The following is a 14411-nucleotide window of genomic DNA, read 5'->3' as shown; positions in this document are numbered from 1 at the left end:
CAAGGAGACTTCCATGCTCAACGCCTATATCTACGCTGGCCTGCGCACCCCCTTCGGTCGTCACGCCGGTGCCCTTGCGCCGGTGCGTCCGGACGACCTGGTCGCCCAGGTGATTCGCGAGCTGCTGGCCCGCACCCATGTGCCCGGCGACGCCATCGAGGACGTGATCCTCGGCAACACCAACCAGGCCGGTGAAGACAGCCGCAACATCGCCCGCCATGCCGCGCTGCTCGCCGGCCTGCCGGTCACCGTGCCCGGGCAGACAGTCAACCGCCTGTGCGCCAGCGGTTTGGCCGCCGTCATCGACGCGGCGCGTGCCGTGACCTGTGGCGAAGGCGAGCTGTTCGTCGCCGGTGGCGTGGAGAGCATGTCCCGCGCGCCCTTCGTCATGGCCAAGGCCGAGGCCGCGTACAGCCGTGACCTGACCGTGTTCGACAGCACCATCGGCGCGCGTTTCCCCAACCCGAAGATCGTCGCCGGGTTCGGCAACGACAGCATGCCGGAGACCGGCGACAACGTGGCCCGCGAATTCGGCATCAGCCGCGAGCAGGCCGACCGATTCGCCGCCCGTTCGCAGGCCAACTACGAGGCTGCGCGCCAGGCCGGCTTCTTCGCCGAGGAAATTCTCCCGGTCAGCGTGCCCACCGGGCGCAAGACGCCGCCGACCCTGGTCGAGCGGGACGAGCATCCGCGCCCGTCGTCCGACGAGGCCGCGCTGGCCCGCCTGAAGCCGTTGTTCGATGGCGGCGTGGTCACTGCCGGCAATGCCTCCGGCGTCAACGATGGCGCCGCCGCGCTGCTGATCGGCTCTGCGGCCGCCGGTGAGCGCCATGGCCTCAAGCCACTGGCGCGGATTCTCTCGGCAGCGGCGATTGGCGTCGAGCCGCGCATCATGGGCGTCGGCCCGGTGGAGGCGATCAACAAGGCGCTTGCGCGTGCCGAACTGACCCTGGCCGACATGGACATCATCGAGATCAACGAAGCCTTCGCCTCCCAGGTGCTCGGTTGCCTGCACGGTCTGGGTGTCGATTTCGACGATGCGCGGGTCAACCCCAATGGTGGCGCCATCGCCGTCGGCCACCCGCTGGGCGCTTCCGGCGCGCGGCTGGCGCTGAGCGTGGCGCGACAACTGCAGCGCAGCGGTCAACGTTATGCGGTGATCAGCTTGTGCATCGGCGTGGGCCAGGGGCTCGCCATGGTTATCGAGCGCGCCTGAGCGCGCCAGTGAGGATGTGAAGATGGGTGCTTTGAGCGGATACCGCGTACTCGACCTCAGCCGTGTACTGGCCGGACCCTGGTGCGGCCAGGTGCTGGCCGACCTGGGCGCGGAGGTGATCAAGATCGAACGGCCCGGCGTGGGTGACGACACCCGCGGCTGGGGCCCGCCCTACATGAAAGCCGCCGATGGCTCGGACAGCTCCGAGGCGGCGTACTACCAGTCCACCAACCGCAACAAGCTGTCGGTGGCGCTGAACCTGGCGAGCGAAGAAGGGCAGGCGCTGGTACGCGCGCTGGCCTGCGAGTGCGATGTGCTGATCGAGAACTACAAGGCCGGTTCGCTGGCCAAGTACGGGCTGGACTACGACAGTCTGTCGAAGGTCAATCCGCGCCTGGTGTACTGCTCGATCACTGGCTTCGGCCAGACCGGCCCGCGTGCCGAGGAGCCCGGCTACGACTTCATCATCCAGGGCATGGGCGGGCTGATGAGCATTACCGGCGAAAAGGACGGTGTGCCCGGCGCCGGCCCGCAGAAAGTCGGTGTCGCCGTCTCCGACGTGATGACCGGCCTGTACTCGGTAGTCGCCATCCAGGCTGCGCTGCTGGCGCGGGAGAAGACCGGACGTGGCCAGCACTGCGACATGGCGCTGCTCGACGTGCAGGTCGCCATGCTCGGCAACCAGAGCCAGAACTACCTCGCCACTGGCCGCTCGCCGGGCCGCCAGGGCAATGCCCACGTCAACATCGTGCCGTACCAGGTGTTCAGCGCGCAGGACATGGATTTCATCATCGCCTGCGGTAACGACAGCCAGTTCGTCTCGCTGTGCGACGCCATCGGCCTGCCGGAATTGCCCAAGGACCCGCGCTTCACCCGCAATGCTGACCGTGTGCGCAACCGCGACATCATCGTCGGCAAACTCGCCGAGCACTTCCAGGGCGACACCGCCGACAACTGGGTGAAGCGCATCCACGCGATGAAGGTGCCGGTCGGTGTGATCAACGACATCGGCCGCGCGCTGGATGAGCCGCAGGTGGTCGCCCGCGACATGCTGGTGGAGATACCCCACGCGCAGAACCCGGCATTCCGCATGGTCGGCAGCCCGCTGAAGCTCTCCGACACCCCCGTGGAGTACCAGCGCCCGGCGCCCATGCTCGGCGAACATACCGACGAGGTGCTCAAGCGCCGTCTGGGGATCGATGACGCGCGCCTGGCGCAGTTGAAGGACGAGGGAGTTATCGAGCAACTGGACCGGGTCTGACGCCGCTCGCGAAAGAGCAGGGCGAAGGCGGCGGATCACCGCAAGCGCTCAGGCGCCCCACGTTCGTTGAGCCCGTGGGCGAGCAAGCCCTGCAAAGCGCACCCCGGCGCAAGCCTCGATCCGTAGGAGCGAGTTTGCTCGTGAACCCTCTGCCCTCCGGCACCGACGCCGAAGGGCGCCACTCACAGGAAAACCGAATGAACGTGCTGGTCGCCGACCTCTTCGAAGCCGCACCGGAGCTGGAAAAGGTCGTCTGAGCCCGCGCATTCCCGTGCCGGGCCAGCCGACATCGGCCCGGCGTTTTGCCAACACCTCATGTAGATAGAAACAAGAACAATGAATACTCGTCGACTCCCTGTGCTGGTCTCCGGACTGGCGCTGCTGCCCCCGTTCGCCCTCGCCGATTTTCTCGCCGACAGCAAGGCCAGCATCGAAACGCGCAACTTCTACTTCAATCGCGACTACCGCCAGAGCGGCGCCGCTCAGTCGAAAGCCGAGGAATGGGCGCAGGGCTTCCTGCTGCGCTACGAATCGGGCTACACCGACGGCACCGTTGGCGTCGGCGTCGATGCCCTCGGCCTGCTGGGCCTGAAGCTCGACTCCAGCCCTGACCGCTCCGGCTCCGGCCTGCTGCCGTACTCGGCCAGCGACAAGCGCGCCGCCGACGACTACAGCGACCTCGGCCTGACCGCCAAGCTGCGCGTATCCAGGAGCACCCTGAAGGTCGGCACGCTGCTGCCCAAGCTGCCGGTGGTGCAGTACAATGACACCCGCCTGCTGCCGCAGACCTTCCAGGGCGCGCTGGTGGAGTCGAAGGAGCTCGACGACCTCGACCTGCAGCTCGGCCAGCTGCGCGAAGTGAAGCAGCGCGACTCCTCGAACAACGAGGATCTGTCGATGACCCGCGGCAACAAGCGCAACATCGTCACCGGCAGCCACCTCACCAGCGACCGCTTCAACCTCGCCGGCGGCACCTATCGCTGGAGCAGTCAGCTCAGCACCAGCTACCACTATGCCAACCTCGAAGACCTCTACCGCCAGCACTACGTGAGCCTGGTGCACACGTTGCCGATTGCCGAGGGCCAGTCGCTGAAGTCCGACATCCGCTGGGCGCGCTCCACCGACGATGGCGGCAGCAATGTCGACAACCGTGCGCTCAACGCCATGTTCACCTACAAGTTGGGCAACCAGGCGTTCGGCCTCGGCCTGCAGCGCATGTCCGGCGACACCGGCTTCGCCTACCTGTCCGGCACCGACCCGTACCTGGTCAACTACGTGCAGATCGGCGACTTCGCCAACAAGGACGAACGCTCCTGGCAGCTGCGCTACGACTTCAACTTCGCCACCTACGGGTTGCCCGGGCTGAGCCTGATGACGCGCTACCTGCGCGGCGACCACATCGACCTGCTGAACGGGCAGGGCAACGGCAAGGAGTGGGAGCGCGATACCGACATCGGCTACGTGGTGCAGAGCGGAGCGCTGAAGAACGTCGGCTTCAAGCTGCGCAACAGCACATTCCGCAGCAGCTTCGGCAACGACATGGACGAAACCCGCTTCATCGTCAGCTACACCCTGCCGATCTGGTAATGGGGCAAGCCCCTGGTCCTGGCGATCGGGAGGCTTCGCTCCACGAGTGTCCGGGCGCTGCGCAGGCAGGCCCGGAGCACACTGCACGGATACGCCAGGACGAACGGTGTGAACGCCCGTGCTTGAGCGAGTGAGGGGATATTTCCTACGTGCGGGTTGTCTCACTGGACGAGGAAAAGTCTGGCCAGGGCCCGTCCCCTCGGCTTATAAAACCCCTTCGCCGCTGCAGACCCGCAGGGATGGCGGCCCCACGAGATCAAGGAACGATGATGCGACGAGCCACGATGATTCTGCTCGCTGCCGCCCTGTTGCAGGGCTGCGCGCACCGTAATACCGGCAACCAGTGCGAAGACAACTTCAGCACCTCGGGTGGTTTCATTGCCGGCAAGACCTACAACTCCAGCGTCGTATTCGAGCACCTGGCCCCCGAAAAGGCCTTCCACAACGCGCAGAAGACGCTGCTGAAGGAAGGCTTCTCCATCGATACCGCAGACGACGAGCGCGGCATCATCTACGCCCACCAGGGGGTCATCCTGAGCAACCGCACGGCGCCCATGAGCATCGTCGTGGAGGAGGCCGGGAAGGGCAGCAAGGTCAGCTACATCTTCACCACCGCAGGTGGCATGTACACGACCGACGGCTTGGTGCGCGAGGGCTTCTGCCGTCTGGCGGACGGAATGCGCGAGTAGATCGATGGGTATCGCTGCGCTTCACGCCATCCTACAGACGAGTTACCTGTAGACGTCCTCGCGGACGCAGTCCGCTCCTACGCTCGGGTCAGCCTCTCCACGAGGCGGCGTGTCAGTGGGGCGATGACCAGCACCAGCGGGAAGGCGATGCTCCAGCTGGTGAGCCAGGCGCCCAGCCAGAGCTGGGCGAAGGCCGGGGCCAGGCCGACGGCGCGCCAGGTGGCGAGGCCAGAGACCAGCACGGTCATCACGCAGGACAGGATCAGCGCGAACAGCAGCGGGGCGTAGCGGCGGGCGATCATGCGCGGGCCTCCTGCGTGGGCTCGAACTGTGGCTGCTGAAGGCGGCTGAGGGTTTCGGCGAAATGCTGGCCGAACAGGCTCGCAGTCTTCAGGTCGCCGGGGCAGAAGTCCGGGGCGGTCTTGTCGGCCTGGGCCATCAGCCCGGACCAGGAGCCGAGGCGGTTGGCGGCTTCCTCGGCGGGCACGCCCAGGTGCTGTTCGGGAAGGATCGGGTTGCCGGCCCAGAGCATCCCGTGCTGCATGCAGAAAGTGAACAGCGAGATCAGCGTCGACTGCTTGTCGCCGGCCGGCAGCGCCGAGACGGTGAAGCCGGCGGCAAGGCGCCCGCGCAACTTCTGCTGTCGCCAGAGCGGCCCGGTGGCATCCATCAGGGCTTTCAGCGGTGCCGAGACGCCGCCCAGGTAAGTCGGCGAGCCGAGGATCAGGCCGTGGTAGGCGAGCAGCGCTTGTGGCCGTTCGATCAGCTCGTTGGCCTGGAGCAACTGCACTTCGCAGCCGGGCACCCGGCGAGCGCCACTGGCGATGGTCCGGGCGATGCGCTCGGTACGGCCGTTGGCGCTGTGGTAGACGATGGCGATGGTTTTCATGGCTTCTCCGTAGGTTGCACGCAAAGGGGGGAAGGCCGTGTGTGGATTGACCTCGACGGCCTTTGGCGTGAACCTACAAGTTCAAGCGAACTTTAGGTCAAGAGGTGTTCCATGGATATCGCTGACGTGGCCAGGCGCTCCGGCGTGCCGGCATCGACCCTGCGTTTCTACGAGGAGAAGGGACTGATCGCTTCGCTGGCCAAGCCCGGTGCGCGCCGCCAGTTCGCACCGCAGATTCTCGACCAGTTGGCGTTGATCACCCTGGGGCAGTCGGCGGGATTCAGCCTCGAGGAGATCCGCTCGATGTTTTCTGCCGGCGGCGGGGCCAACATCGACCGGGCAATGCTGGCGGCCAAGGCGGACGAGCTGGATGCCACGATCAAGCGCTTGCGTGCGATGAGCCGGGGGTTGCGCCATGCGGCGGCGTGCCCGGCGCCCAGCCACGCGGAGTGTCCGACTTTCCAGCGATTGGTAAAGGCGGCGGCGCAGAGCGCGCTGGAGGGAAAGAAGGAGCGGGGGCGGTTGAAAAAGGGGAAAGGTGCTGTCTGAGGGATATTTGTGGCGATTGCCCTCTCCCTAACCCTCTCCCTGAAGGGCGAGGGGACTGTCCTCAGCGCTGCACCAGCTGTGTTCTGCCGGATGACGTCGATGTCGCCTTGTGCTCAGTACCAGCGCCCCCTCCCTGAAGGGAGAGGGCCTACCGGCGGGCCCAGATCCCGAATGTGCGCGAGGTTCCCAATGCCGGCCCTGCCGGCGGTTCGCGGGCATGGCCCGCTCCTGCAATTTCGTAGGGCGAATAACCCCATAGGCGTTATGCGCCCTACCGCGCGACACCCAGCGCGTCGGATAGCCACTCGCAGAAGCCCATCGCCTGCGCATTGCGTTCGCTCTGCTGGTGCACCAGCAGGGACCAGTTCGGTCCGCGCACGGTCTGCTCGTTGAGTGGGGTGAGCACGCCCTTGCTACGGGCATCACCGGCCAGCAACTGGCTTACCAGTGCAATGCCCAGGCCCTGGCTGGCAGCGTCGAGCAACAATCCTGGATCGGAGAAATTCAGCCCATCGCTGCGTTGGCCCACATCTGCACCACCCTGTACCTGCCAGTGCGCCCAGTCCATTTCCCGTTCGCCGTGCAGCGTGGTGCGCGCAGGCTCCGGCTGTGTCAGCAGAGATGGGTGGCAAGCCGGATAGAGACGATCCTCCAGCAGCACGCGGAAGCGGCACTCGGCCTGGGCAGTGAGATCGTCGCGCACAGCGATGTCGATGGTCTGGCTGGCCATGTCCGGAGTGTCGTCGGTGGTCAGCAGCCAGAGGTCGATCTGCGGGTGGCGGGCGTGGAAGTCGCCCAGCCGCGGCACCAGCCAGTGCCGCGCGAAAGCCGGGGTGGTGTTGACCACCAGTTGATTGGGCTTGCGGTACTGGTCCAGGCGACGGATGCCCACGGCCAGTTGCTGCAGCATCGATTGTGTGGTGCTGAGCAGGTCGGCGCCGGCGTCGGTGAGCGCGACCCTGCGCCCGGAGCGGTAGAACAGCGGCTGCTCGACGAAGCTTTCGAGGCTGCGGATCTGCTGGCTGATGGCCGACTGGGTGAGGTGCAACTCCTCGGCTGCCTTGTGGAAGCTGCCCAGGCGCGCGGCGGCTTCGAAACCGCGCAGGGCATTCAGGGGTGGCCAGTGTTTGAGCATGTTCGATAAGTTCGCCTAATCAGATTTACGCAAAATCTATCGTTTGTTGTGACGTTTTTACAGGCCTAGCATTGTCCCCAGGCGCCGCTTAACCCTTTCCTTCCGATAAAAATTCCTTACCTAAGGTTCGAATATGCATCGCAATGACGATAGGCAGAACGGCTGGCGCATGCCTGCCGAATGGGTCAACCACGCGGCGACCTGGATGGCGTTCCCGCATAACCGTCCGCTCTGGGAGGGTGGCTGGCGCGTCACCCTGGAGCAGGTGCAGGACGACTTCGCCCGTGTCGCCAATGCCATTGCCCGCTTCGAGCCGGTGAAGCTGGTGGTGGACCCGTCCGCCGTCGCCCGCGCCGCCGAACTCTGCGGGCCGAATGTCGAACTGGTGCCGCTGCCCATCGACGACAGCTGGTGCCGTGATTCCGGGCCGACCTTCGTCTGCCATCCGCAGCAGGGCGTGGCCGGCGTGAGCTGGCGCTTCAATGCCTGGGGCGGCAAGTCCGGGCACACCCTGGACGAGGGCCTGGGGCGGCGCATCCTGAATAACCTCGGGCTCGACTGCTTCGGTACGCCGCTGGCCAACGAGGGCGGGGCGATCCACGTGGACGGCGAGGGCACGCTGATCACCACCGAGTCGGTGCTGCTCAACCCCAATCGCAACCCTGGCGTGAGCAAGCGCGAAATGGAGGAAATCTTCGCCCGCGTGCTGGGCGTAACCAAGACCATCTGGCTGCCGGGCGACCCGCAGTACGTCACCGGTGACATGACCGACGGCCACGTCGATGGCGTGTGCGCCTTCGCCCGTCCTGGCGTGCTGCTGGTGGACGCGACCCACGACAGCTCCAGCGTGTACGCCCAGGTCGCGAAGGAAAACCGTCGCGCGCTGGAATTGGCCACCGATGCCCAGGGTCGCTCCTTCGAGCTGATCGAACTGTTCGAAGCCAGCGCGGCGGTGGACCCGGAGGCGGAAGTGTTCTGCGCCTCCTACACCAACTTCTACCTGGCCAACGGTGCGGTGATCATGCCGGCCTACGGTATTGCCGCCGACGACGAAGCCGCTGCGGTGCTGGCCCGGGCCTTCCCCGGCCGCGAAGTGGTGCCGGTACGCATCAACAACCTGGCCCACGGTGGTGGTGGCGTGCATTGCATCACCCAGCAGCAGCCGGCCTGGCCGCTCGGAGGCCTGTGATGAGCAAGCTGAGCGTCGCTGTCCTGCAGTTTTCCTGCAGTTGGGACCTGCCGCGCAACCTTGCCGAAGCCGAGCGCCAGGTACGCGCGGCGGCGGCCGAGGGCGCCAGGCTGATCCTGCTGCCCGAACTGTTCGCCACGCCGTACTTCTGCATCGAGCAGGACCATCGCCACCTGGAACTGGCGCAACCTTATGAGGACAGCCCCATCCTGCAGCGCTTCGCCAGTCTGGCGGCGGAGCTGCATGTGGTGCTGCCGATCAGCTGGTTCGAGCGCGCGGGCAACGCCTACTTCAATTCGCTGACCGTGGCCGATGCCGACGGCAGCCTGCTCGGCGTGTACCGCAAGACGCACATCCCCAACGCCATCGGCTACCAGGAGAAGGAGTATTTCAGCCCCGGCGATACCGGTTTCCGCGTCTGGGACACCGCCGTCGGCCGCCTCGGCGTGGGCATCTGCTGGGACCAGTGGTTCCCCGAAACGGCCCGCTGCCTGGCGCTGCAAGGCGCGGAGATGCTGCTGTTCCCCACGGCCATCGGCTCCGAACCGGGCGCCGGGCAGCTCGACTCCCGCGACCACTGGCAGACCGCCCAGCGCGGACACGCCGCCGCCAACCTGCTGCCGGTGCTGGCGGCCAACCGCATCGGCGAGGAAGTGGCGCCCAGCGATGACGCGCTGCGCATGCGCTTCTACGGCTCGTCCTTCATCACCGACCACAAGGGTGCGTTGCTGGCCGAGGCCGGGCGCAACGAGGCCGCCGTGCTGGTGCGCGAGCTGGACCTCGACCTGGCCCGCGAGGAGCGCCTGACCTGGGGCGTCTAGCGCGACCGCCGCCCGGAAATGTACGGCCCGCTGCTCGGCCTCGACGGCCGCCACCTGCACCCGCGCTGGCAAGGAGTCTGACCATGCACAAGCACCTGCTGATCGGCGCGCTGGGGTTGTCCCTGGCGTGCACCCTGCAACCGGCCACGGCCGAAGAAAAGGTTCTGCGCCTGTTCAACTGGGCGGATTATTTCGCCCCCGACACGCTGGCGGACTTCACCCAGGAAACCGGCATCCGCGTCATCTACGACGTGATGGACAGCAGCGAAACACTGGAAGCCAAGATGATGGCCGGTCACAGCGGCTACGACCTGATCTTCCCCGGTGATACCGTTGCCGAGCGCCTGATGCGTGCTGGCGCCTTGCAGAAGCTCGACGAGAGCCAGTTGGAGCACCTGGGCGATATCGAGCCGGGCCTGCAGAGCCTGCAGACCAAGTACCCTTACTCGCGTCACGCCGTGGTGCCCTACACCTGGGGCAGCATCGGCCTGACCTTCAATCAGCAGAAGATCGAGCAGCGCATGCCCGGCGCGCCGGTGAACAGCCTCGACCTGATGTTCAAGCCGGAACTGGCCAGGCAGTTCGCCGACTGCGGCATCTCGATGATCGACTCGCCGGACGAGGTGCTTGCCGTGGTGCTCAACTACCTCGGCCGCGACCCGCGCAGCGGCAAGCCGCAGGACCTGGCTGAAGCCCTGACGGTGCTCAACGGTATCCGCCCGTATATCCGCAAGTTCCAGTCGCAGCCCGTCACTCAGCTGGTCAACGGCGACCTGTGCCTGTCGCTGGGCTACAGCGGTGACGTGATCCAGTCGCAACGCGCTGCCGATGAGGCTAAGAAGCCCGAGCGCTTCGAATACCGCGTGCCGCGCGAAGGCACGTCGGTCTGGATGGACACCATGGCCATTCCCGCGGACGCGCCGCACCCGGAGTATGCCTACGCGCTGATCAACTACCTGATGCGTCCGGAGGTGATGGCCGCGATCAGCAACGCCACCGGCTACCCGACGTCCAACGCCAAGGCGCGGCCGATGGTCGAGGCGCGCATGCGCGACAACCCGGACATCTATCTTGATGAGAAGGCGTACGCGCGACTGTTCCCCGGCAAGGACATCCCGCAGCGCGACATGCGGGCGCGGATGCGCACCTGGACCCGCTTCAAGACCGGCAGCGGTGGCTGAGGGGGCGAAGATGATGACACGCAGGAACCTGCTCGGCGCCGGCATGACGCTGGCGACGGGCCTCGGGCTCGGCCTGGGCCGCATCGCCCTGGCGTCAAAACCCTGGTACATGCCCGACGAGCACCGCAAGCAGGAGCGCGTGTTCGTCGCCTATGCGGCGAGCCCTGACGTCTGGGAAGACATCGCCCCGGACGTCAACGCCACGGTGGCGCAGCTGGCCCGTGCCATCGCCGAGTTCCAACCGGTGACGGTGCTCTGCCGGCCGGAACAACAGGCCGAAGCCAGGCGCGCGTGCGGCGGCCGGAACGTCGACTTCCTGCCGGTGCCGGTAGATGACATCTGGGTGCGCGACTACGGCGGCGTCTTCCTGGTCAACGATGCGCCGGGCGGCCTGGCGCTGGCCGACTTCAACTTCAACGGCTGGGGTGGCAAGCAGCACGCCGAGCGCGACCGCGAAGTGTCGGCGGCGCTGGCTGAGGACGTGGAGGCACAAGCCATTGTCAGCGAGCTGTGCGGGGAGGGCGGCGGTATCGAGGTGGATGGCCACGGCACGGCGATTTTTACCGAGAGCTGCTGGCTCAACGACAACCGTAATCCGGGCTGGACGCGCCCGCGTATCGAGGCCGAGCTCAAGCACATGCTGGGGCTGCGCAAGGTGATCTGGCTGCCGGGCATCCGCGGCAAGGACATCACCGATGCGCACGTGGATTTCTATGCGCGCTTCGTCGCGCCGGGTGTAGTGGTGGTCAACCTGGACAACGACAAGCGCTCCTACGACTACGAGGTCACTCGCCGGCACCTGGAGATTCTGAAGAGCGCCACCGACGCCGATGGGCGCAAGCTTGAACTGCACAGCCTGCCGCCGCCGATGAACCCCAGGGTGAACGCCTACAACCGTGACAACCCGGACTTCGCTGCCGGTTACATCAACTACCTGCCGGTGAACGGCGGGGTGATCGCGCCGAAGTTCGGCGATGCGGCGGCCGATGAGCATTGTCACGCCTTGCTCAGCGCCCTGTACCCGGACCGGGAGATCGTGCAGCTGAACATCGACCCGATTGCGGCAGGAGGCGGCGGCATCCACTGCGTGACGTTGCAGATGCCTGCGGTGTAGATGGGGCTCTGCGTAGGAACGAGGGGGACGCCCAGTCCTTGCTCGCGAACAGGATTTCCCGGCGGCACGGAGCTGGGCGGGTTCGCGAGCAAGCTCGCTCCTACAGGTATGCCAACGCCGGCGCACCATGGGGTGCCGGTGAACTCTGCGTAGGACGGGTATCGCTGCGCTCCACGCCATTCTACGTTGAGCCGTCCTGGCAGAATCGTGTCAGGGAAAAGCCGCGGCGAGCAGGGCGGGGAGGGCCTCGCCGGCGGCGTTGGGCAGGGCGAAGTCGCGTTCGCCGTGCAGCGGGCCGGGGGCGGGATTGATGTGGAGGACGGTCGCGCGAAGGCGCCAGGCGATCTCGGGAATTTCCGCTGCCGGGTAGACCACGCCGGATGTGCCGATGGAGATCAGCAGGTCGCACTGTTCGGCGGCCTGGAAGGCGTGGGTGAGGGCATCCAACGGCAGGCTTTCGCCGAACCACACCACGCCGGGACGCAGCGGGCCGCCGCAATGGGCGCAGGCCGGCGGTTGCACGCGGCGGCCGGTCGCGGGTTCGTCCGGTACCGGTAAGGGCGCGTCCGGCTCGCGCTGGCAGTGGAAGCAGCGCGGGCGTTCCAGCTGGCCATGCAGGTGAGTGACGTCCTGGCTGCCGGCGCGCTCGTGGAGGTCGTCGACGTTCTGGGTGACCAGCGTGAGCTTGGGCACCTTGCTCGCCAGAGCGGCGATGGCCAGGTGCGCGGGGTTGGGCTGTGCGCGCTGGACGACGCTGCGTCGCCATTCATACCAGCCCCAGACCAGCGACGGGTCGGCGCGAAAGGCTTCGGTAGTCGCCAGGGAGGCGGCGTCGAAGCGCTCCCATAATCCTGTAAGGCGGTCGCGGAAGGTGGGAATGCCGCTCTCGGCGGAAACGCCGGCGCCGGTGAACACGACGACGCGACGCGCTTGGCGCAGGGCATCGAGCAGCGCGGAGTCGAAGATCATTGCGGCGTTTCCTGCGGCGTTGGCGCGCTTTCCAGTCGATTGCGCCCGGCGGCCTTGGCGCGGTACAGCGCGCGGTCCGCGACTTCGATGAGAGCCTGCGGGCTGCTGTCGCTGCCGTCGGGCAGGGTAGCAATGCCGATGCTTGCGGTGATGCGGCCCAGCGGGCTGCCAGCGTGGGTGAGGTTGGCCTGCTCAAGGCGCTGCATGAACTGCTGGGCCACTGCCAGGGCGCCGTCCGCACCGGTGTTGGGCAGGATCACCGCCAGCTCCTCGCCGCCGTAGCGTGCGGCGAGGTCGGCAGGACGGCGGACGCTGTCGGCGAGGATGCGCCCGATACGCCGCAGGCAGTCATCGCCGGCGGGGTGGCCGTAGGTGTCGTTGAAGCGCTTGAAGTGATCGACGTCGATCAGCAGCAACCCCAGCGGCGTATGGTCGCGGTGGGCGCGGCGCAGTTCGGCGATCAGGTGGTCGTCGAAGCTGCGGCGGTTCTCGAGGCCCGTGAGCGGGTCGCGGGAGGCGAGCACTTCCAGCTGGCGGTTGGCCTTGAGCAGGTCTTCGCGGGCATCGCGCAGCAAGCGCTCGGTGCCGATGCGGCGCTGGATGGCGAGGATCAGCAGGCTGCCGATGACCACGATGACCATCAGCAGGCAGAAGGCGATGGCGACCGTGCGCCGTGCATCGGTGCGCCATGCGGCCAGGGCCTCGTCCTTGCCCAGGGCGACCGAGGTCACCAGGGGGTAGCGCTCGTTCTTGCGGAAGGCATAGATGCGTTCGGTGCCATCCAGCGAGGAGGCGAAGGTCGCGCTGCCGACCGTGGCGTTTTCCAGGTACCGGGTGAAGATCGGGGAGCGCGAGAGTACCCGGCCCATGTCGCTCTCGCGGAAGGGGTAACGCACCAGTACCTGGCCATTGCTGGTGGCCACGCCAATGGCGCCGGTCCTGCCGATGTCGATCTTGCCGAACAGGCGCAGGAAGTCCTGCACGCCCAGGGCGGCGACTATCACCCCGGCGAAGTTGCCCTGGGCGTCGTTGTAGCGCCGGCTGACGGTGATCACCCAGACGCCGGTGGCGCGGCTGTGGATCGGCTCGCCGATGTACGCCTCCAGCGAGGGATTATCGCGGTGGTGGATGAAGTAGGCCCGGTCGGCGCTGTTGGAACCACGGGGGAAGGGGCCGTTGGAGGTCATCAGCCAGTTGCCCTGGGCGTCGTAGATGCCGACGCCGTTGAGCTGGGCAAGCAGGTGCTGCTGGCGCTGCACCAGCTCGTTCAACCGTTGCAGCTGCGGGGCGTCGCGCCCTTCGTGCTCCAGGCGCTCGGCCAGGCCGAGCAGGAGCATGGAACTCTGGGTGACGATGCCCTCGACGTAGGTGTCCAGCGCCTGGGTGAGGTTGAGGTTGTGGGTGGTGGCTTCCGCCAGCGTGCGTTCGCGCGCCGACCACAGCTCCCAGGCGGTGGCGGCGGCCACGGCAAGGCTGATGATCGACAGCAGGAGAACGGCTAGGCGGATGTCGCGTTTCACTCTGGCCTCATGGGTTGGTGCCGGGAGCGTCGTCACCGGCGGGAAAGCAGGAAGACGTCGGCCGCGCATGGCGGGTTACGTGTCGTTCGTCAGACGCCGGGCATGCCGCTGAGTTGCACGCGGTTGCGGCCTTTCTGCTTGGCGACGTACAGGTGCTGGTCGCAGCGCGCGAGCAATTCGCGCGGTTCCCGCAGCCCAGGCTCGTCGGCCATCGCCGCGCCCAGGCTGATGGTCAGGTAGCGCAGGCTGTCGGGTCGGTAAAGAGGCTCTTCGCATTTAAGGGTGTAGAAA

14 protein-coding genes and 1 pseudogene are annotated in these 14411 nt (G+C 66.7%); 9 read left to right on the top strand and 6 right to left on the bottom strand.

Features of this window, described 5'->3' with window-relative positions; all coding sequences use genetic code 11:
* Nucleotides 1-13 precede the first annotated feature (13 nt).
* The 4 genes from C167_RS0111390 (at nt 14) to C167_RS0111370 (ending at nt 4753) form a co-directional block, all read left to right on the top strand.
* On the top strand, nt 14-1216 hold the full coding sequence (locus C167_RS0111390; protein ID WP_017518405.1) for a 3-oxoadipyl-CoA thiolase: 1203 nt from the start codon (nt 14-16) through the stop codon (nt 1214-1216).
* A gap of 22 nt (nt 1217-1238) precedes the next feature.
* Nucleotides 1239-2477, top strand: a complete 1239-nt coding sequence (locus C167_RS0111385; protein WP_017518404.1) for a CaiB/BaiF CoA transferase family protein — start codon at nt 1239-1241, stop codon at nt 2475-2477.
* A 336-nt stretch (nt 2478-2813) separates the two neighbouring features.
* Nucleotides 2814-4064, top strand: coding sequence for an OprD family porin (locus C167_RS0111375; protein ID WP_026078963.1), 1251 nt, complete (start codon nt 2814-2816; stop codon nt 4062-4064).
* A 284-nt stretch (nt 4065-4348) separates the two neighbouring features.
* Nucleotides 4349-4753, top strand: coding sequence for a hypothetical protein (locus C167_RS0111370; RefSeq protein WP_017518401.1), 405 nt, complete (start codon nt 4349-4351; stop codon nt 4751-4753).
* A 77-nt stretch (nt 4754-4830) separates the two neighbouring features.
* Here the strand turns inward: C167_RS0111370 and C167_RS0111365 are convergent, their stop codons facing one another.
* Both C167_RS0111365 and C167_RS0111360 read right to left on the bottom strand, forming a co-directional pair.
* On the bottom strand, nt 4831-5055 hold the full coding sequence (locus tag C167_RS0111365) for a DUF2798 domain-containing protein (protein ID WP_017518400.1): 225 nt from the start codon (nt 5053-5055) through the stop codon (nt 4831-4833).
* On the bottom strand, nt 5052-5642 hold the full coding sequence (locus tag C167_RS0111360) for a flavodoxin family protein (protein WP_017518399.1): 591 nt from the start codon (nt 5640-5642) through the stop codon (nt 5052-5054). The genes C167_RS0111365 and C167_RS0111360 overlap by 4 nt, the downstream gene beginning before the upstream one ends.
* Before the next feature lie 111 nt (nt 5643-5753).
* Here C167_RS0111360 and C167_RS0111355 point away from each other — a divergent pair, with 111 nt between their 5' ends.
* Nucleotides 5754-6191 carry a helix-turn-helix domain-containing protein gene (locus C167_RS0111355; protein WP_017518398.1) on the top strand — a complete coding sequence of 146 codons (438 nt, stop codon included), beginning with the start codon at nt 5754-5756 and terminating at the stop codon, nt 6189-6191.
* A gap of 271 nt (nt 6192-6462) precedes the next feature.
* On the opposite strand, the gene C167_RS0111350 is transcribed toward C167_RS0111355, so the two are convergent.
* The gene (locus tag C167_RS0111350) at nt 6463-7326 is read right to left on the bottom strand and encodes a LysR substrate-binding domain-containing protein (protein ID WP_017518397.1); all 864 of its coding nucleotides are present in this window, start codon (nt 7324-7326) and stop codon (nt 6463-6465) included.
* 133 nt (nt 7327-7459) lie between these two features.
* Between C167_RS0111350 and C167_RS0111345 the strand changes: the two genes are divergently transcribed.
* The 4 genes and pseudogenes from C167_RS0111345 (at nt 7460) to C167_RS0111330 (ending at nt 11631) form a co-directional block, all read left to right on the top strand.
* Nucleotides 7460-8515, top strand: a complete 1056-nt coding sequence (locus C167_RS0111345) for an agmatine deiminase family protein (protein ID WP_017518396.1) — start codon at nt 7460-7462, stop codon at nt 8513-8515.
* Nucleotides 8515-9417, top strand: a pseudogene (gene aguB / locus C167_RS32455) (N-carbamoylputrescine amidase). Before C167_RS0111345 ends, aguB begins: the two are co-directional and overlap by 1 nt.
* 2 nt (nt 9418-9419) lie before the next feature.
* A complete protein-coding gene (locus tag C167_RS0111335; RefSeq protein ID WP_017518394.1) occupies nt 9420-10517 on the top strand; it encodes an extracellular solute-binding protein in 1098 nt (365 codons plus the stop codon).
* A gap of 10 nt (nt 10518-10527) precedes the next feature.
* A complete protein-coding gene (locus C167_RS0111330; protein ID WP_026078962.1) occupies nt 10528-11631 on the top strand; it encodes an agmatine deiminase family protein in 1104 nt (367 codons plus the stop codon).
* Between the two features lie 210 nt (nt 11632-11841).
* Here the strand turns inward: C167_RS0111330 and C167_RS0111325 are convergent, their stop codons facing one another.
* The 3 genes from C167_RS0111325 to C167_RS32445 all read right to left on the bottom strand — a co-directional run.
* A complete protein-coding gene (locus C167_RS0111325; RefSeq protein ID WP_017518392.1) occupies nt 11842-12600 on the bottom strand; it encodes an SIR2 family NAD-dependent protein deacylase in 759 nt (252 codons plus the stop codon).
* Nucleotides 12597-14120: a sensor domain-containing diguanylate cyclase gene (locus C167_RS32450; RefSeq protein WP_017518391.1), complete on the bottom strand. Its 1524-nt coding sequence runs from the start codon at nt 14118-14120 to the stop codon at nt 12597-12599. The genes C167_RS0111325 and C167_RS32450 overlap by 4 nt, the downstream gene beginning before the upstream one ends.
* Before the next feature lie 89 nt (nt 14121-14209).
* Nucleotides 14210-14411 (bottom strand): diguanylate cyclase domain-containing protein (locus C167_RS32445; RefSeq protein ID WP_037006114.1); only part of this gene is annotated, 202 nt, incomplete at its 5' end.

This window comes from Pseudomonas nitroreducens TX1 (assembly GCF_000313755.1).
Taxonomy (GTDB): Bacteria; Pseudomonadota; Gammaproteobacteria; order Pseudomonadales; family Pseudomonadaceae; genus Pseudomonas; species Pseudomonas nitroreducens_A.
This window is presented reverse-complemented; position numbering and strand designations above follow the sequence as displayed.

Coding starts and splice junctions, on each gene's coding strand:
- C167_RS0111390 (WP_017518405.1), top strand. CDS start 14: ATGCTCAACGCCTATATCTACGCTGGCCTGCGCACCCCCTTCGGTCGT.
- C167_RS0111385 (WP_017518404.1), top strand. CDS start 1,239: ATGGGTGCTTTGAGCGGATACCGCGTACTCGACCTCAGCCGTGTACTG.
- C167_RS0111375 (WP_026078963.1), top strand. CDS start 2,814: ATGAATACTCGTCGACTCCCTGTGCTGGTCTCCGGACTGGCGCTGCTG.
- C167_RS0111370 (WP_017518401.1), top strand. CDS start 4,349: ATGATTCTGCTCGCTGCCGCCCTGTTGCAGGGCTGCGCGCACCGTAAT.
- C167_RS0111365 (WP_017518400.1), bottom strand. CDS start 5,055: ATGATCGCCCGCCGCTACGCCCCGCTGCTGTTCGCGCTGATCCTGTCC.
- C167_RS0111360 (WP_017518399.1), bottom strand. CDS start 5,642: ATGAAAACCATCGCCATCGTCTACCACAGCGCCAACGGCCGTACCGAG.
- C167_RS0111355 (WP_017518398.1), top strand. CDS start 5,754: ATGGATATCGCTGACGTGGCCAGGCGCTCCGGCGTGCCGGCATCGACC.
- C167_RS0111350 (WP_017518397.1), bottom strand. CDS start 7,326: ATGCTCAAACACTGGCCACCCCTGAATGCCCTGCGCGGTTTCGAAGCC.
- C167_RS0111345 (WP_017518396.1), top strand. CDS start 7,460: ATGCATCGCAATGACGATAGGCAGAACGGCTGGCGCATGCCTGCCGAA.
- C167_RS0111335 (WP_017518394.1), top strand. CDS start 9,420: ATGCACAAGCACCTGCTGATCGGCGCGCTGGGGTTGTCCCTGGCGTGC.
- C167_RS0111330 (WP_026078962.1), top strand. CDS start 10,528: ATGATGACACGCAGGAACCTGCTCGGCGCCGGCATGACGCTGGCGACG.
- C167_RS0111325 (WP_017518392.1), bottom strand. CDS start 12,600: ATGATCTTCGACTCCGCGCTGCTCGATGCCCTGCGCCAAGCGCGTCGC.